Origin of the sequence: Acinetobacter kyonggiensis (assembly GCF_900107285.1) — a bacterium.
Lineage (GTDB): Bacteria > Pseudomonadota > Gammaproteobacteria > Pseudomonadales > Moraxellaceae > Acinetobacter > Acinetobacter kyonggiensis.
In genome coordinates this window covers 21,393-39,967 of sequence record NZ_FNPK01000013.1, presented here as the reverse complement: position 1 = coordinate 39,967, position 18,575 = coordinate 21,393, and the positions used below count along the sequence as shown (strand labels likewise).

Annotated in this window: 15 protein-coding genes; 7 read left to right on the top strand and 8 right to left on the bottom strand. The window is 40.6% G+C overall.

The window, feature by feature from the left end; all coding sequences use genetic code 11:
* Positions 1-195 precede the first annotated feature (195 nt).
* The 3 genes from BLV99_RS11365 to BLV99_RS11355 all read left to right on the top strand — a co-directional run bounded on the left by BLV99_RS11365 (position 196) and on the right by BLV99_RS11355 (position 2,591).
* Positions 196-717, top strand: a complete 522-nt coding sequence (locus BLV99_RS11365) for a GspH/FimT family pseudopilin (protein ID WP_092690729.1) — start codon at positions 196-198, stop codon at positions 715-717.
* A 113-nt stretch (positions 718-830) separates the two neighbouring features.
* Complete coding sequence (locus BLV99_RS11360; protein ID WP_092690726.1) at positions 831-2,006, top strand: thiolase family protein; 1,176 nt, start codon at positions 831-833, stop codon at positions 2,004-2,006.
* Between the two features lie 144 nt (positions 2,007-2,150).
* The gene (locus BLV99_RS11355; RefSeq protein WP_092690723.1) at positions 2,151-2,591 is read left to right on the top strand and encodes a VOC family protein; all 441 of its coding nucleotides are present in this window, start codon (positions 2,151-2,153) and stop codon (positions 2,589-2,591) included.
* Between the two features lie 61 nt (positions 2,592-2,652).
* On the opposite strand, the gene BLV99_RS11350 is transcribed toward BLV99_RS11355, so the two are convergent.
* The 5 genes from BLV99_RS11350 to BLV99_RS11330 form a co-directional block, all read right to left on the bottom strand.
* Complete coding sequence (locus BLV99_RS11350; protein ID WP_092690720.1) at positions 2,653-3,138, bottom strand: DUF934 domain-containing protein; 486 nt, start codon at positions 3,136-3,138, stop codon at positions 2,653-2,655.
* Complete coding sequence (locus BLV99_RS11345) at positions 3,131-4,774, bottom strand: nitrite/sulfite reductase (protein WP_092690718.1); 1,644 nt, start codon at positions 4,772-4,774, stop codon at positions 3,131-3,133. The genes BLV99_RS11350 and BLV99_RS11345 overlap by 8 nt, the downstream gene beginning before the upstream one ends.
* A 309-nt stretch (positions 4,775-5,083) precedes the next feature.
* A complete protein-coding gene (locus BLV99_RS11340; RefSeq protein WP_092690715.1) occupies positions 5,084-7,486 on the bottom strand; it encodes a glucose/quinate/shikimate family membrane-bound PQQ-dependent dehydrogenase in 2,403 nt (800 codons plus the stop codon).
* Between the two features lie 175 nt (positions 7,487-7,661).
* Positions 7,662-8,927, bottom strand: coding sequence for a carbohydrate porin (locus BLV99_RS11335; protein WP_092690807.1), 1,266 nt, complete (start codon positions 8,925-8,927; stop codon positions 7,662-7,664).
* Between the two features lie 120 nt (positions 8,928-9,047).
* Positions 9,048-10,166, bottom strand: a complete 1,119-nt coding sequence (locus tag BLV99_RS11330) for a CaiB/BaiF CoA transferase family protein (RefSeq protein WP_092690713.1) — start codon at positions 10,164-10,166, stop codon at positions 9,048-9,050.
* 209 nt (positions 10,167-10,375) lie between these two features.
* On the opposite strand from BLV99_RS11330, the gene BLV99_RS11325 reads away from it, so the two are divergent.
* Positions 10,376-11,386: an AraC family transcriptional regulator gene (locus tag BLV99_RS11325; RefSeq protein WP_086185379.1), complete on the top strand. Its 1,011-nt coding sequence runs from the start codon at positions 10,376-10,378 to the stop codon at positions 11,384-11,386.
* Positions 11,387-11,796: 410 nt separating this feature from the next.
* Here the strand turns inward: BLV99_RS11325 and BLV99_RS11320 are convergent, their stop codons facing one another.
* Positions 11,797-12,339 carry an AAA family ATPase gene (locus BLV99_RS11320; protein WP_092690710.1) on the bottom strand — a complete coding sequence of 181 codons (543 nt, stop codon included), beginning with the start codon at positions 12,337-12,339 and terminating at the stop codon, positions 11,797-11,799.
* Between the two features lie 85 nt (positions 12,340-12,424).
* Positions 12,425-13,522 (bottom strand): agmatine deiminase family protein, encoded by a 1,098-nt coding sequence (locus tag BLV99_RS11315; protein ID WP_092690708.1) that lies wholly within the window; start codon positions 13,520-13,522, stop codon positions 12,425-12,427.
* 233 nt (positions 13,523-13,755) lie between these two features.
* Between BLV99_RS11315 and BLV99_RS11310 the strand changes: the two genes are divergently transcribed.
* From BLV99_RS11310 to BLV99_RS11300, 3 genes are all read left to right on the top strand, one after another.
* The gene (locus BLV99_RS11310) at positions 13,756-14,961 is read left to right on the top strand and encodes an acetyl-CoA C-acetyltransferase (RefSeq protein WP_092690705.1); all 1,206 of its coding nucleotides are present in this window, start codon (positions 13,756-13,758) and stop codon (positions 14,959-14,961) included.
* 11 nt (positions 14,962-14,972) lie between these two features.
* The gene (locus BLV99_RS11305; protein ID WP_092690703.1) at positions 14,973-17,108 is read left to right on the top strand and encodes a 3-hydroxyacyl-CoA dehydrogenase NAD-binding domain-containing protein; all 2,136 of its coding nucleotides are present in this window, start codon (positions 14,973-14,975) and stop codon (positions 17,106-17,108) included.
* A 289-nt stretch (positions 17,109-17,397) separates the two neighbouring features.
* Positions 17,398-17,730 carry a hypothetical protein gene (locus BLV99_RS11300; protein ID WP_092690700.1) on the top strand — a complete coding sequence of 111 codons (333 nt, stop codon included), beginning with the start codon at positions 17,398-17,400 and terminating at the stop codon, positions 17,728-17,730.
* A 392-nt stretch (positions 17,731-18,122) separates the two neighbouring features.
* On the opposite strand, the gene BLV99_RS11295 is transcribed toward BLV99_RS11300, so the two are convergent.
* Positions 18,123-18,548 carry a GNAT family N-acetyltransferase gene (locus BLV99_RS11295; RefSeq protein WP_092690697.1) on the bottom strand — a complete coding sequence of 142 codons (426 nt, stop codon included), beginning with the start codon at positions 18,546-18,548 and terminating at the stop codon, positions 18,123-18,125.
* Between the last annotated feature and the right edge of the window lie 27 nt (positions 18,549-18,575).

The following is an 18,575-nucleotide window of genomic DNA, read 5'->3' as shown; positions in this document are numbered from 1 at the left end:
AATTACTTACAATTTCCGTTGTAATTCGGTAATTTTTTACTCAATTTTTTGTTGCGAATAGCTTATGGTCACTTGCGAATTATTTTAACAGTTTTCTTAAAAGTTGAGTAATAAATATTACTTACAGAAAAAACGATTAAAAACAAAACATTAATAACATAAACAATTAAAAAAATACACCAAAAGGTTAATTCAATGTTTTTTAAACAAAAAAATGGTTTTACGCTCATAGAGCTGATCATTACGGTCGCTATTTTAGCGATTATTACAATCCTTGCTCTACCTTATTTTCATGAAATCATGGCTAAACAAGAAACAATCAAAACCACCAACAAACTGATTTCAAGCATTCAATTTGCAAAGTCACATGCAGCTCTTCAACATAGCAATGTGGTTATTTGTCCCAGCCAAGATAAATTAAATTGTCAAGTGAACCATTGGAATTCAGGTTTTATTATTTTTATCGATTCTAATAAAAACCGACAGGTGGATGCCAATGAATACATTATCCTGACCGAATCAACCGATTTAAAATATGGTAATTTAAATTGGAGAGGAACACTAAGCATTCCCAGTTTAACTTTTCAAGCAGCCAATGGTCTTCCTATTGGTTCGAATGGTAGTTTTTATTATTGCTCCACTGCTCAGCAAGCATCGCATAAAATCATACTCAGTCAGATGGGAAATGTTCGCATTGAAAAGCCCTTCACTTGCTAAGAACCCATGAGTCTACAACTAGAGACTGATCAGACTTTATTCCTCTGTTTTTTTCAATATACTGCTTAAGTTTAGAAAATAATTTAGTTAAAAGTAAATATCGGAGCAAAACAATGACAGACATCGTAATTGTAAATGGTGCACGTACAGCAATGGGCGGTTTTCAAGGAAGTTTAGCTGCTGTAACAGCACCCGAACTGGGTGCCGCATCTATTAAAGCAGCAATTGCTCGTTCAGGATTACAACCAACCGATGTTGAAGAAGTCATTATGGGCTGCGTACTTCCTGCTGGATTAAAGCAAGGCCCTGCACGCCAAGCAATGCGCCAAGCGGGTCTTCCTGACTCAACAGGTGCAGTCACTATTAACAAGTTATGTGGTTCTGGCATGAAAGCGGTCATGCAAGCAGCAGATATGATTAAAGCTGGTTCTGCTGAAATTGTGGTCGCAGGCGGTATGGAATCCATGACCAATGCACCTTATGTGTTACCAAAGGCACGTGGTGGTTACCGCATGGGTCATGGTGAAATCAAAGATCATATGTTCGTTGATGGCTTAGAAGATGCTGAAACAGGTCGCCTAATGGGTTCTTTTGCTCAAGATATGGCTAACACTCGAGGCTATACTCGCCAACAAATGGATGACTTTGCCATTCGTTCACTTAAACGCGCACAAACAGCCATTACCGAAGGCTATTTTGTAGATGAAATCGTAGCAGTTACGGTTTCATCACGTAAAGGCGATGTTGTCATTGATAAAGATGAACAACCGTTTAATGCCAATATTGATAAAATCCCAACGCTACGCCCTGCCTTTGCCAAAGATGGCACTATTACCGCTGCAAATGCCAGCTCCATTTCTGATGGTGCTTCTGCATTAGTATTAACGTCTGCGGACAATGCAGCGGCAAAAGGTTTAAACCCGCTTGCGAAAATTGTGGCTTATGCATCAAATTCTCAGCACCCTTCAGAATTCACTATTGCACCAGTGGGTGCAATTCAAAAAGCATTGGATAAAGCGGGCTGGACGGCTTCCGATGTCGATCTGTGGGAAATCAATGAAGCATTTGCGATGGTTACTATGTGCCCAATTGATGACTTTAAATTGGATGCGGAAAAAGTGAATATTCATGGCGGTGCTTGCGCACTCGGTCATCCTGTCGGCTCTACAGGTTCACGTATTATTTTGACTTTAATCCATGCCTTAAAACGTACTGGCGGTAAAAAAGGGATTGCTGCTTTATGTATTGGTGGCGGTGAAGCAACTGCTGTAGCAATCGAATTACTATAATCCCCCTCTCTAGCTTTCTCCCATCGGGAGAGAACTTTATCCCTCATCATTGAGGGATTTTTTTTGATTACAATTTATTCATTAATATTTGGGATATGAGCTGGTAAGTTGTATCTGTCAAAACAACAATATGGACATATCAAGATGCAACTCAATCATTACCTCAATTTCCAAGGTAAAACCGAAGCTGCTTTTAACTTTTATAAATCTGTTTTTGGTGGTGAATTTTCGTTTCTAAAAAAATATTCAGAACTCCCAGATGCGCAGGTTTCGGATAAAGAAAAAGATTACATTCTGCATGTGTCACTTCCCATCAATGAATTCACCATCTTAATGGGTTCAGACACCAGTGATCAATTCTGCGCACAAAGCTCGACCGTTTTTACTCAAGGCACGAATCATTATATTTCAATTAATTTAGATGCCAGTGAGCAAGCAGAAGCAAAACGCTTATTTGATGCTTTAGCCATAAATGGTCAAATTGAAATGCCTTTAGAAAAAACATTTTGGGGAGCATTGTATGGCGCTTTTACCGATCAATTTGGGGTGAAATGGATGGTCAATTGCCAATTAGAAGAAATGTAAGGTTTTCTTGAAATACAAAAAAGCCGGAATTTATCCGGCTTTTTTAAGTACTTAATTGAAATTAAGCACCTGTTTGATAACTTGCTTGTGCAACTGCCGTCGATGCTTGGTACGGATGTTTAAAATCATGTAAACCTGCTGCTGCTTCATGAATATCTTTACCTTCTTTCACCACGAAAGTATCGAAACCCGAACGCTTCAAATAGTTCAACACATCTTTAAAAATATCGCCTGTCGCACGAAGTTCGCCTTGATAGCCTTGACGACGCAACAATGCTGCAAATGAATAACCACGACCATCGTTAAAGCCTGCAAACTCAATAAAGATTGCATCGAGTTGATCAAGTGGGAATTCGTTCACTTCAGGAGAAGCATCCACAGTAATGTAGAGCGCTTTTTTGCCAGATACATTTGCAATTTGATCTAACTGTTCAACGGTTAAAACCACATCACCTTGTGGCAACACGCCATCTTCACCAATCACTTGATAAGTATTGTCTGCAATCGTGCCATCTTTAGAGAGCACTTGTAGTGCGGTATTAAGCATATGCACGCTCCTTAAAGGGTTGAATGCCAACACGGCGATAGGTTTCTATAAACTCTTCACCTTCAGTACGAAGATCAAGATAGGTATTTAAAATTTCTTCAACCACATCAGGTACACGATCTGCTGCAAATGATGGCCCTAAAATGTCACCAATTGAAGCATCATGATCCGCGTTGCCACCTAAGGTAATTTGGTAGAACTCGGCACCTTTTTTATCGACACCTAAAATACCAATATTCCCCACATGGTGATGACCACAAGCATTCATACAGCCAGAGATGTTGAGATCCAATTTACCTAAGTTGTAAATCGTGTCTAAATCATCAAAACGGCGTGAAATCGCTTCAGAGATTGGAATAGATTTCGCATTTGCCAATGAACAGAAATCACCGCCCGGACAGCAAATAATATCGGTGACAAAACCAATATGTGCGCGTGCCAAATTATTCACTTCCAGTGCTTGCCATACTGCAAATAAATCTTTTTGCGGTACATCAACCAATGAAATATTTTGTTCATGCGTGGTACGAAGCTCACCGAATGTATATTGATCTGCAAGATCTGCGATCAAGTTCATTTCTTCAGTGCTCATATCACCCGGTGCAATACCAGCACGTTTCAGTGAAATCGTAACGATACGATAACCTGTTACTTTATGTGCATTGGTGTTGATATTAAACCATTGCTTGAATTTCGGATAAGCTGCAAACAATTCAGTAAAATCTTCATCTGCATAATCTTGATAATCAAACGGTGTAAATTCTTGGTCTAATTTTGTCAAAATTTCAGGCTGAATTTTTAAAGTCTGAATGGTATGCGCAAATTCAGCTTCAACTTTCTCCGCAAATACCGCAGGCGTTAACGCTTTGACCAAAATTTTGATACGCGCTTTATATTTGTTGTCACGGCGACCATGCAAGTTATACACACGTAAAACGGCTTCTAAATAGGCGATTAAATCTTCACGTGGTAAGAAGTCACGAATAAAGCTACCAATGACTGGTGTACGGCCTAAACCACCACCAACTTTAATTTTATAGCCAATTTCACCTGCTTCATTCTTCACGATATACACACCGATATCATGGAATGAAACCGCTGCACGATCCGTTTCCGCCAATGCAGAGACTGCAATTTTAAATTTACGTGGCAAGAAGGCAAATTCTGGATGGAATGTTGACCATTGACGAATCAATTCACAGGTTGGACGTGGATCTGCAATTTCACCTGCCACCACACCAGCATACTGGTCGGTCGTGGTATTACGAATACAGTTACCTGAGGTTTGAATGGCATGCATTTGAACTGTTGCAAGTTCTGCCAACATGTCAGGTACATTTTCGAGTGCTGGCCAGTTAAACTGAATATTTTGACGCGTTGATACATGGGCATACCCACGATCATACTCTTTTGCCAAATCCGAAATTTTACGCAGTTGGTTTGAGTTCATTAAGCCATAAGGCACAGCAATACGTAACATTGGCGCATAGCGTTGAACGTATAAACCATTTTGTAGACGTAGCGGACGGTATTCATCTTCCGTCAATTTACCCGCTAAATAACGTTCCGTTTGGTCACGGAATTGTGCAACACGTTCATTGATCAGTTGCTGATCAAAATCAGTATATAAATACATGGCGTACGGCTAGTAGTTTCTATTATAACGATGCACAGCATAACGAGATTTAACCTATCAACAAAATGCGTTTTTTACATATTTAATAGCGGTTTTATTGATAAGGGTGTCAATATTTCACAGATATCGTGGGATACAGCAAAATCCTGCCGCCTTTATTCGATTTGATGTTCTTTTCACTTGTTTATCATTATTTCTCATATACAACGTAAATATTCAAATCTAAATAAGAAAATATATTGTAAGACAGAATAAAACCAATAAAAAAGCCTGACGAATCAGGCTTTTAAATCAACTACTTACAACAGATTATTTTTGATCGGGTAACGCATAAGCCACTAAAGCATCACCCATCTTGGTGCCAAATGAACCATGTCCACCCGCCATAATCACCACGTATTGTTTACCGTTGCTTTCATAGGTCATTGGGGTTGCTTGTCCACCTGCTGGCAAACGACCTTTCCAAAGTTCATCACCATTGGTCACATTGATTGCACGAATGTAATCATCCTGAGTACCACCAACAAACATTACGTTACCCGCAGTAGAAATTGAACCGCCAAGCATTGGCACACCCATTTTAAATGGCGGTAACGGAATACCCGGCATACTGTCACGAATTGTACCAATACGACGTTTCCAAGCCACTTCATGAGTATTTAAATCGACACCAGCCACATAGCCCCAAGCAGGTTGCTTACATGGCAAACCGAATGGAGACAAGAACGCACTGATTTCCACACCGTAAGGCACACCATACATTGGCTGAACACCCGCTTCAGTGCCCGCGCCTTTGGCCGTTTTTGGACGGTTCGGATCAGCTGGAATCAGTTTAGATACAAATGGTAAGCCAATTGGATTCATTACGGCAATTTGACGGTCTGGGTTGACTGACATGCCGCCCCATTCAAACACACCTAAATTACCCGGGAACACCAAAGTCCCATTTTCAGAAGGTGGAGTATAAATGCCATCGTAGTTCAATTTATGGAAAGACACACGGCAGATCAATTGGTCAAACATGGTGGCACCCCACATTTGTTTATCCGTTAATTTTTCTTTCGGTGCAAGATCAAAATCAGAGAACGGTTGTGTAGCAGCATAACGTTCACCTTTGGTTTGTGGACCACGTTTTACCGTTTGTGGCACAGGTTTCTCAGTAATTGGAACAATTGCTGCACCAGTACGACGGTCTAGAACAAAGACATTCCCCGTTTTAGTCAACACATAAATTGCAGGAACCAAATTCCCAGATTTGTCTTTAATATCGGTCAATGTCGGTTGAGATGGTACGTCCATATCCCACAAATCATGATGCGTGGTTTGGAAGTTCCATACCAATTTACCTGTTGTCGCATTGATCGCCAACATCGAGTTTGCATAACGCTCATGCAACTCAGTACGGTTCCCGCCCCAAATATCAGGCGTACCGACACCCGTAGGTACATATACAATATCCAACTTCGCGTCATAAGCTAAAGGTGCCCATGCGTTTGGCGAATTTTGAACATATTTTTGACCCGGTGCAGGAATGGCATTTGGATCTTCCGCGCCCGTATCAAAGACCCAAAGAAGTTCACCCGTATTGACATCATAACCACGGATCACACCCGATGGCTCTTCAGTTGAATAGTTATCTGTGGTTGAACCGGCAATAATAATGGTTGTACCAGTAATCACTGGCGGTGACGTTGGGATATACCCGCCCGGATAAGGGAATGGCATGTCTTTTTGTAAATCAACTTCACCATTTTTACCAAAATCTGTACATGCTTGACCCGTTTTGGCATTGATCGCAACAAGGCGACCATCATTGACAGGTAAAATGATTTTTTGAGGGCATTCTGCTGAAGTGGTTTTCTTCGCAGCTAAACTGGTTTCGAAACCTGCTGTATTGCTCGCATCAAAATACGAAACACCGCGACAGGTTAAATGTTGGAAGGTTTTATCCGCTTTTAATTTCGGATCAAATGTCCATTTCGCCTGACCCGTTGTCGGATCCAGCGCAACCAATTTTTGGTGTGTTGTACAGATGTACATATTGTCGCCAACTTTAATTGGCGTCACCTGATTGGTGGTTTCACCTGAGTCATTTTTAGTTTTAAAATCGCCTGTGTTATACGTCCAAGCGACTTTTAAGTCTTTCACGTTCTCTGAATTAATTTTATTTAATGGCGAATAACGTAGACCCGACTGAGTACGACCATAGGCTGGCCAGTCCGCGTCAGCAATACCCGGAATCGGCTGAGCAGTGGCAGGCTGCTTGGTCGTTAATTCCCCGCGAATTTCTTGCGGGTCATTAAATACCGCATAGATCATCACTGCAATAGTGATGGCCAATGTACCCGTCAGGGCAATTTTTGCACCTTTGGTATTGTTAAAACCACGAGTGACTGCTGGAATTAACAATAAAAGACCAAATAAACCTAAAATATCTAAACGAGGAGCCAATGCAAAGAAGTCAGAACCCACTTCCCATAAGCCCCATACCACTGTACCCAATACAAATATTGCATACACAATCAATGCCGAGCTTTTTAATTTTTGCAATAAAATTGCAGTAGCGATGAAGAATAAACCTGCAATGATGTAGTACCAAGACCCACCAAGCACTGCAAGATAAATTCCTCCAATCAGCAGGACTAAACCGAAAATGATAGCAACAATGGCTAAAATCGTTTTTAAACCTGAACCTGAAGATGGAGTATTCATATTAACCACCTATTTCTAAAATTCTTAATTGAAAAGCTCATACTTGTGAACAAGTATGAGCAGCTTTTTTTATTAGTTTTTAGATTTTAAATACCTAAGGCTACCGATATAGCATGTCTGAAAGCGTAAAAAACTCAAGGCTTCAGTTGTTACTCAAGTATTTATTATCTACAAACTAGAATGCTGTTTGAAACTTAACCCCGCCCACCCAAGCATTTTCGCCATTCTTATATGCACCGACATGACGAATATATTGAACATTCGGACGAATGGTTAACCAATTGGTTGCATGTAAACCGTAGTAAACTTCTGCATCATATTCTTCGTTACGACCATCATTCAGATCATCGTTCAGATTGATACGTGCAAGACCGAAAGCCATTTCGTCTTTAGGACGTGAATCCATCGCACCTTTATAAACCAGACCGATATTTTGCATATCGCTAACGTTGTTGGTTGCTGAATCATGCACAGTTACGTTGACAAAACCAGTGAGACCACGAGAGACATCACCTTTATGTGCCGTTAATTGTTGCTTCGCAACAAGCCAACCACCTTGGTGTTGATCTTTTTGATCTTGATGACCAATCACCACCGCATCGGCTGTGCTGTAGTAATAGCCAGCACGGTATTCACCCGGAAGTTTTTGTTCACCTGTTTTCGGTGTCCAAACCAGTTCCGTAGGAATAATGGCACCATGAGAACCATCAGTGCTGAGGTTAAAGCCTTTACCGCGCTCTAAATTTTCAGGATTGTATTCGTATGCACCCAGCTGTGCATAAAGGTCTGGAGTGACGTTATATTTCACCCGTGCAGCCCATTGGCTGACTGGCCAGTTGTACCACTGATCACCGACCCAGTTACCCACTTGCGAACCACAAAGAGCCAAATTCTGGAAATCACAGTCAAAACTATTAAAGTCTTCACCTTCACCAAAACGCCCCACTTTCACATCTAATTTTTGATCTAAGAATTTTTTCTTGATCCAAAAATCAGTTAAACGCCAAGTTTGTCCACGCCCCCAGACTTCTTGGGTCGAGCTTAAATGACCATTTTCAACACCCGTAGATTGACCATTTAAAGCATCTGAAGTTTGTGAAAGTGAACGACCATTACGCTCAGTCACGGTAATTTGTGCTTCAGTATCTTGCCACCCTAAGATTTTGTTTAAATCGAAATGAGCACCAATCGCGAATTGATCTGCATATTCAGTGCCATGGCTGGAAGCATGCCTTGCATCAAGCAAGGTTGCCATTTCACCCGTATAACCTAGGCTAAAATCATAACCTTTCGTCTGTAATTCAGTACGTTGACCATTCCAGTCACCGAACATCCAAGGGCTTTCAGATGAAAAAGTACGATTAGCAAAAGTACTCTGTATTGCACAACTGACTGCTAAAAAGCTAATTCCAAAAAATATTTTCCTACTATATTTATTCATCATTAGTGACCTTTTCAACAATATGTAACCTATGTATAGGTTACGCCTATTATTTGTGAATAATGATTTTTTTTGTTGTTTTTTGTTTAAATTTGGCGATATTTTATCACATTGTGATATTTAAAAAGAATCTTCGCCTAATTTTTTGCCAATATGTTTGTAGCTCATTTTTGAGCGTGAAAATTTAATCGGACATGCTAACTGAGGTTCTGTCTGTGTACTTTGCTCAGCAAGAGGAACATCAATCACCCATTGCCGTTGTTTTGCCAATGCAGAGTTTAATGCTTCATCTAATTGCAAAACGGGTTCTACGCATACATCTAGTTGTGCAAAAATGGATGTCCATTCCGTACATGTCTTGGTTTTAATTTTTTCTTGTAGCGCTTGCTTCACTAATTTTTGATCGGTTGCATCAAAAGAAGCACCTTTTTCTAAAAGGATAGGAAGCTCTAAAATGGTGGCTAACCCCGACATAAACTGTGGTTCAATACTGCCTACCGATAAATATCGACCATCAAGGGTCTGATAATAGTCATAATAGGTCGCGCCATTTAAATGTGATTGTTCTGCATACTGTTTGGTTTCCCCAGCTAAAACTGCTGCTGCTGCCATGCTATTTAAAGTGGCCACACAATCGGTCATTGAGATATCAATATACTGCCCTTGCCCACTGCGTTGACGCTCAATCACCGCAGATAAAATAGCAATCACCGCATGCAAAGAACCGCCCGCAATATCAGCAATTTGAATGCCCATCGGCGGTGGGCCACTGTCTTGTCGACCGCTATGCCCGACAATCCCAGAAAGGGCGAGATAATTAATGTCATGACCGGCCTTATCTTTATAAAGTCCTGTTTGCCCATAGCCTGTAATGGAACAATAAATCAATCGTGGGTTAATTTTTGCGAGCGTAGAATAATCCAAACCCAGTCGTTTCATCACTTCGGGCCTAAACTGCTCCACCACAATATCAAAATCAGCAATTTTACTTTTAATCAGTTCTATGTTTTGCGGATCTTTTAAATCTAAGGCTATAGATTTCTTATTACGATTCAAATAACTATGTGAAGTTGCTTGTCCATTGGCATAAGGCGGGAAGATACGAATCAGATCTGGGCGTGAAGGCGATTCGACATGAATCACTTCTGCACCTAGATCGGCTAAATACAATGTGGCAAATGGTCCCGGTAAAAGTGTGGAAAAATCGAGGACTTTCAATCCCTTTAAAGCTGTATCCATGTTATTTTTACTCACTCTATGTTGATTTTTTATCCATATTAGAAATATAAAAGTCATAAAACAATGTCATGTTCAGCCATTTACCTTGATCATTTCGGCAATTTAAGATGTAAACAAGGCAAAATACCCATTGTAAATTGCTATTCAAATAATTTTTAGCGTCATTTAGGTCAACTAAAGTGAATATAAAAGAGACTGAAGGATTTAACATGAGTCGCGATACGATTAGTATCCACTTCGTCAATGCCGCTCTCACAGGTGTCAAACGTCTAGGCATGGATGTCGAAACCTTATTGTCCCATGTCGGCATAGAGGCAGAATTATTACGTCAGCCTAAAGCACGTATTTCCCCAGAACAGTACACTCGTTTTATTAAAATGCTGTGGATGGTGACTCAAGATGAACACGTCGGCTTTGATATTCAGCCACGTCGTTTAGGCACTTTTGCCATTATGTGTCAGCTCATCATCCACGCAAAAACGCTAGGAGATGCTTTAGAACTTTCATCACAGTTTTATAAACTGTTTGGTGATGAATGGTCGGTAACACTGGAGCGTGACAAACACGAAGCACGCCTTGTTCCACTCATTCCCAAAAGTATGGACCCCGATCACTTCATTACCGAAAGTATGCTGATGATTTGGCATGGTCTAGCTTCTTGGTTGATTGAACGCCGCCTGCCTTTAGAACGCGTGCATTTTGGCTACCCTCGTCCTGCGCATGCAGATGAATACGATGCGTTGTTCTTTGCACCTGTCATGCAATTTGATGCACAGCGTACCGAAATTACCTTTGCTGCCGACTATCTAGATTTACCGCTTCGCCAAACGGAAGAAAATCTTGAAGAATTCCTGAAAGCTGCGCCTGCTCAGCTTTTGGTTAAATTTAAAAACACCAACTCTTTAACTTCACGTATTCGTGACGTATTAAAGAGCCAAATTGGTGAAGAAATGCCAACCTTGAATGATGTCGCTTCGATGCTCTATCTTTCACCGCAAACCTTACGTCGTCGTTTGGCTGCGGAAGGTAAAAGTTATCAAGGCGTGAAAGATGCCTTACGCCGTGATGCCGCAATCCATCTGTTATTGAATCCAAACTTAACCTTAGAAGATGTGGCACAACAAGTTGGCTTTAGTGAAACCAGTACCTTCCACCGTGCATTTAAAAAATGGACAGGTGTTACACCAGGACTGTACCGTCAATTACATGGCTATCATTAATCTTTCATGAATTGATAAAAAAGCCTGAGTATTACTCTAATGCCAGTCAGTTAAGAAATTGACTGGCATTTTTATTTTAAATTCATGATGTTATTCGATACGCGGAAACGTCATCTGTAACTGTTTGAGGCAAGACTACTTTGAAGCAGTAAAGTTTCTGCGATTACTTCATCAATAAAAGGTATTTGGCGAGTTTGGCAGTGAGGCGCACTGCGCCGTAAGATGCCTTTCTTGCGAACTCAAAATATATTTTGAGGCTTCTCATTTGGGCTTATCCAAAGTAATAGATGAGCTCCAAGTATTTGATTTAAAATTATAAGACTCCGTCGTGAATAACTAAAAAGCTAAGGCGTTAATTGTAAAATCCCTTAAATGATCAGCATTATGAGTATTACTCAGGCTTTTTTATTTCAATTGAAATCGCTCAAGCGTTTTAAAAACGCCTGCGCCTGTCTGGGTGATGTTAAACGAATGAATTGAATATGTTGATATTTAGAGTCTTGCATCATGACTACATATCTTTGTTTATTTTGTGGATATTTCTGAAGCATCCAGAGAAAAATTGATTTTCTGGATAACATCAATTTCCAGTTTTCCCTGTTATTAGAATCTTCCCATAATGGTTTTTGACTGAGAGCACGAGATAAAGTTCGTTTAGTCAGACGATACAGATTTAGAGAAAATGAATAATCCAACCAAATGACAGTATCAACCTGTGACCAGATCATCTCGATGCTTCGGGTATAGAGATTATCAATGACCCAACCTGTTGCAGCTGCCTCCATACTCGATTTAAGCTTGCAAAAGAATGCTTCATCTGCTGATTCCTGCCAATCGTCCAGCCATAATAAATTATCCAATTCAATATGTTCTAGCTTGATCTGGTGTGCCAATTGACGAGCAAAAGTGGTTTTTCCTGAGCCTGTGGTACCAATAATATTAATAAATTTCATTTTTTATCAGCATAATAAAAATGGCAGGCGAGTTTAACGAACTTGCATCTGCCTGTGAAGCATCAGATGCAAGTTATTCAAATTATTATCTTTCTCTCGCAGCAGTAATTAATTTTACTGCATTCTCACCTGTGACTTGCCAAGTCAGACAACGTACGCTGCCACCCATAGGACAAACACTTTCCGCATTGATCGGAATCACTTTTTTAGTAGTATTCTGCTTGATAATGCTCAATGCTTTTTGATCATGTGGCATATTAAAGGTTGGTACATAAATATTATTATAAGTCACGGTTGAGTTGAGATTGACCCCACAAGCAGATTCAAATCCGTCCCATTGTCCTTTGGGATTGGTTTTATATTCAACAGGGACTTCAACTATTTTTGCTGATGGAAATGAAGATCTTAGCTCATCCATGACCACGGTTCTAAATGATGGTGTTTTTGAGTAATCATTGACCAGTAGTGTGTTTTTATCCACCCAACTGACCATGCCATCGGAATGGGCAAGCACTTCTTCATCGGGTTCTAAAATTGCAACTTCTCGCGCACCCAAAGTGGTTTTTAATTCTTGTTTGGCTTCATCATAACTGAGTTCATTATCTTCCATAAACCGAGTGGTTGTGATCACACGACCTGCATAATCATCGACAAGATTGCCACCATCAATCATTAAATCTGTTTTGGCTCTTTGAATCTGATAACGATCTGCAAAACGACTAAAACTTTTTTGCACTTCCTGACTTTGCTTCTGGCTCATCGAAGCCCACGTATAGGTAAATTGCACAGGCTGCTTTGGATTAACCGTGGTGAAGTCACGCATCCAAATATCACGCACATCATCCACCAGTAAAATATCTTCGGGGACTTTGCCTGTAAAATAAGGTTTAGTGTCTTCATCGACCAAAATCACCACATTATCATTTCCCAAAATGGATTTTGCATAATTAATTTGGAAATCGACAATGCGTTGAAATGCTGATGTGTAGTAAGGATCATGGATGGATGGCGCAGACAAGACCAACAGCATTTTGTCATTAGCCACCTGATTCGAATAAGTCTGACTCATTTTATTTTTGCTCTCTGCAACATTATTTTTTCCAAGATCACCACCAGATGAATCACAACCGAATAAAGACAACACTAACAAAATGACAGCAGAGCGACTTTTTAGTTTTATCATTCTCTTTACCCCATATAATCAAGCACAAATATTGAAGATGCAGTCTAATTGAAAGCGAGCAAACACACGGCTAAAAAAGACAAAAATAAACAGCATGGCTAATCACAGCACAATTCCATCAGGTTGGCTAAAAAACTCATTTGATCTGATTCGTTCTGGTCATTGCACTTCAACAATTAATCATTAAAATCGAAAAAGCATAACAAATTTAAAGTCATAAAAAAGGATATTGTATGAGCGAGGCTTACATCATTGATGCCATTCGCACACCACGCGGAAAAGGAAAAAAAGACGGTTCACTCTATGAAGTGAAACCCATCACCCTACTGACGACTTTACTCAATGAACTGAAAGATCGTCATCAACTGGATACCTCTAAAGTCGATGATATTGTGTTGGGCTGTGTCACCCCGATTGGTGATCAAGGTGCGGATATTGCCAAAACTGCGGCCATTGCGGCAGGTTGGGATAACGATGTCGCAGGCGTACAAATCAACCGTTTTTGTGCTTCAGGTTTGGAAGCCGTCAATATGGCTGCACAAAAAGTCCGTTCAGGATGGGAAGATCTTGTGGTTGCAGGTGGGGTTGAATCAATGTCTCGCGTGCCGATGGGTTCAGACGGCGGCCCTTGGGCACTGGATCCTGAAACCAACATGGCAGCAAACTTTGTTCCCCAAGGGATTGGGGCAGATTTAATTGCCACCATTGACGGTTATACGCGTTCTGATGTCGATACTTTTGCCGAGAACTCACAAAAGAAAGCCGCTGCGGCACAAGCCAAAGGTTATTTCAATCAATCGATTATTGCTGTGAAAGATAAAGCAGGCGTGACAATTTTAGCTGAAGATGAGTTTATTAAACCCACTACCACCGCGGCAGGTTTAGCCAAACTCAATCCAAGCTTTGCCATGATGGGTCAAATGGGTTTCGATGCCATTGCGCTACAGAAATATCCTGAAGTTGAAAACATTAATCATGTGCATCATGCCGGGAATTCATCTGGCATAGTCGATGGTGCGGCTGTGGTATTAATCGCTTCTGAAAAAGCCGTCCAAGAACAAGGACTCAAACCACGTGCCAAAGTCTTGGCAACGGCATTGGTTGGTAGTGACCCGACCATCATGTTGACTGGCCCTGCACCTGCTGCACGTAAAGCTTTAGCCAAAGCAGGCTTAAGCATTGATGATATTGACCTGTTTGAAGTCAATGAAGCCTTTGCTGCTGTGGTCATGCGTTTCATCACAGAACTTAAAGTTGATCCAGCCAAAGTAAATGTCAATGGCGGTGCAATTGCAATGGGGCATCCACTGGGTGCAACGGGCGCAATGATTTTAGGCACATTGCTAGATGAACTAGAACGTCAAGGCAAAAAACGTGGACTGGCAACCTTGTGTGTCGGTGGTGGTATGGGTATCGCAACCATTATTGAATTGGTATAAGGAGAATAATCATGAGCGCAATTCAATATGAAAAAAATGCCGATAATATTGTCATTTTGACTTTAGACTCTCCCAACCAATCTGCCAACACCATGAACGCTGATTTCCGTGTGGCACTGGAAGATAGCGTTTCCAAGCTACAAGCCGATGCAGAAATTTCAGGCATTATTTTCCGTTCAGCGAAAAAAACCTTTTTTGCAGGGGGTGACCTCGATGAACTGATTCAAGCAGAGCCGGATCATGCCACAACATTCTTCAACATGATTGAAGAAATGAAAGCCAAACTACGTTATATCGAAACGCGTGGGATTCCTGTGGTTGCAGCCTTAAACGGCACAGCACTAGGTGGTGGTTGGGAACTGGCTTTAGGCTGCCATTATCGTATAGCCTTAAATGATGTTAAAGCTAAATTTGGCTTACCCGAAGTCACGTTAGGTTTACTGCCGGGTGGCGGCGGTGTGGTACGTATGGTACGCCTACTCGGTCTGCAAAATGCTTTTCCTTTCCTGATGGAAGGTAAGCAGTTTGGTGTTGATAAAGCCAAATCTTTGGGCTTAATTCACGATACAGCTGAGTCTGAACAAGAGCTTTTAGATAAAGCCATTGCTTGGATCAAAGCCAATCCAATATCGCAACAACCGTTTGATGTAAAAGGCTACAAAATCCCTGGTGGTGATCCCAAAACGCCTGCTGTTGCGCAAATGCTGGCGATTGCTCCAGCCATGCTGCGTGATAAAACCAAAGGCTGTTACCCTGCGCCTGAAGCCATTATGGCAGCAGCGGTGGAAGGTGCTCAGGTCGATGTTGATACGGCTCTGACCATAGAATCACGTTATTTTACTTACCTTGCCACGAGTCAAATTTCCAAAAATATGATTGGCACCTTCTGGCACGGATTAAACGCGATTAAATCTGGTGCAAGCCGTCCTAAAGATATTACCAAATGGAAAGCAACAAAAGTCGGTGTGCTTGGTGCAGGTATGATGGGCGCAGGGATTGCCTATGCAACGGCAAGTAAAGGCATTCAAGTTGTACTCAAAGACGTTACGCTTGAAAATGCAGAAAAAGGCAAAGCCTATAGCCAAAAACTGCTGGATAAAAAAGTATCACAAGGACGACTGACCGCTGAAAAACGTGATCAGGTTTTATCTTTGATTACTGCAACGGCTAATGCAGCAGATTTACAAGGCTGTGATTTAATTATTGAAGCGGTTTTTGAAAATCCAGAACTGAAAGCTAAAGTCACCCAAGAAGCTGAAAGCTATTTGGTCAATGACGGTATTATGGCTTCCAATACCTCAACCCTGCCCATCACAGAACTTGCCAAAGCCTCTAAAGACGATAGCCATTTTATTGGTCTACATTTCTTTAGCCCTGTCGATAAAATGCAACTGGTTGAAATTATTAAAGGTAAAAACACCTCAGCCGAAACATTAGCCAAAGCCTATGACTATGTACAGCAAATTGGCAAAACACCAATTGTGGTCAATGACAGTCGTGGTTTCTTTACCAGTCGTGTCTTTGGTACTTTTGTGCAAGAAGGCTTACGTTTACTTGCAGAAGGTGTGCATCCTGCAAAAATTGAAATGGCGGCTCTTAAAGCAGGCATGCCTGTAGGGCCACTCGCCATTCAGGATGAAGTGTCTCTGACCTTATCTGAACATGTGGCAAATGAGACCCGTAAAGCCCTACTTGCTGAAGGCAAAGACCTGCCACGTTCAGGTGCCGATGATGTGATTGAAACCATGATTCATCAATTTCAACGTAAAGGCAAAGCTGCGGGTGCTGGTTTCTATGACTATCCTGAAAATGGCAAAAAACATTTATGGCATGGCTTAAACCACTGGAAAAAAGACACGGATAGTTCAGAACAGGAAATGATTGACCGCTTCCTGTTTGTACAAGCGTTAGATACTTTGCGCTGTTTTGAAGAAGGTGTTTTAGAATCTGTGGTCGATGCCAATGTCGGTTCTATTTTTGGTATTGGTTTTGCGCCGTGGACGGGTGGTGCCTTGCAGTTTCTAAATCAATATGGTTTGGAAAAAGCCTTAATTCGTGCCAATACACTACAAGTAAAATATGGTGAGCGTTTTAAAGCACCACAACTGCTGATAGATAAAGCCCATGCTGGCGAAAAAATTGCATAATATCAGTTGATCCACACACCATATGATCACTCTTTTTCTATTAAAAATGAGGGTGATCATATTTCAAAACATTGCTTTTTCATTCAAAATATATCCTCTCTTTGATGTCCTTATATTCAGACCAGATCTGAATTTTATTATATTTAAATGAAAGATCGGGATTTTAATATTAACTTTAATCTCTTATTCAAATGAAAGGATTCGTTATTTAAGCATCGGCTTTCAAACAATAATGTGTTATAAAGTTACATAGATTCTGATTTATTTTTATCCATTTTGGTATTTTCTCATGACTAATAACACTTCTCCTGAAAAATCGCCTTGGGGTTGGAAAGCGCTCATTATTGCCTTTATTTTAAGTGCTTTTTTCCTTGGCTTTTTCTACCTTGCTGTAACCAACGAACCTGATTATATGCCAAGTCAGAAACGTGCTGAGAGCAATCAAACTGCTTTTAAAAATGCACCTGTGATGTCTCAAGAAGCACTGACTGAAGCTGAAAAACAGAAAAATATGAGTGGCGCAAGTGCGCCAGCAACCACAGAAACTCATCACATGTCGGCAGATGAGCATGCTGGAATGACAGAAAATAAAATGGCAACCGAATCTGAACATGGGCATTAATTTTTAGATTCAACCAATAAAAGCCACGAAGAAGTGGCTTTTATTTTTTAAACATCAATCATTTCAATCATTAGAATTCTTTCGTAAAGCAAAATTAAAAAAACTTTAGGAAATGTTCGATTCATGAGTGTGGCATGGATGCCACACGTTTCCCATCCTTGCGCTGCATTTTAAAGCAGTGCCTTAAAACTGGCTCAGGATATCGTGTATGGGAAACAAAAGGTTTTTCTTGCGGACTAAAAATATATTTTGAGATCCTCATTGTGACCTTTCAAAAGTAGAGATAATGCCTACAAAAAGGCATAAAAATTCAATCAATCAAATGAGGCAATGCTAGTTTTAAAGAATCGAATACTGAATATTTTTTAATTTATTCAAAATCAATCATTCCATCAAGTTAATAAAAGTCGCATATCCACATGTGCAATACCACAATCCAAATATTCATCACCCTGAACTTTAAAACCCAAACTTTGATAAAATGCGATGGCATGAACCTGTGAAGACAACTTTAAAAATTCACGCTGTTCATGTTTCGCCTGTTGAATAATTTCCAGCATCAACAAACGGCCAATGCCCTTGCCGCGATATTCTTTCAATACAGCAACACGCCCGACACTGTTATTTTTCAAAAGTCGTGCCGTAGCAATCGGCTGATGCTGATCTAAAACCACAAAATGTAAAGCAATGGCATCTTCTGCATCCCATTCATCTTCAGCAGCAATGAGCTGTTCATGAATAAACACCTGTTCACGAATCAGTTTTGCATCATTTTGCAATTCATCCCAACTGCCTGTGCGTATCATAAATTGGGTCATCAAAAATCATCTTCCTAGAAATAAAAA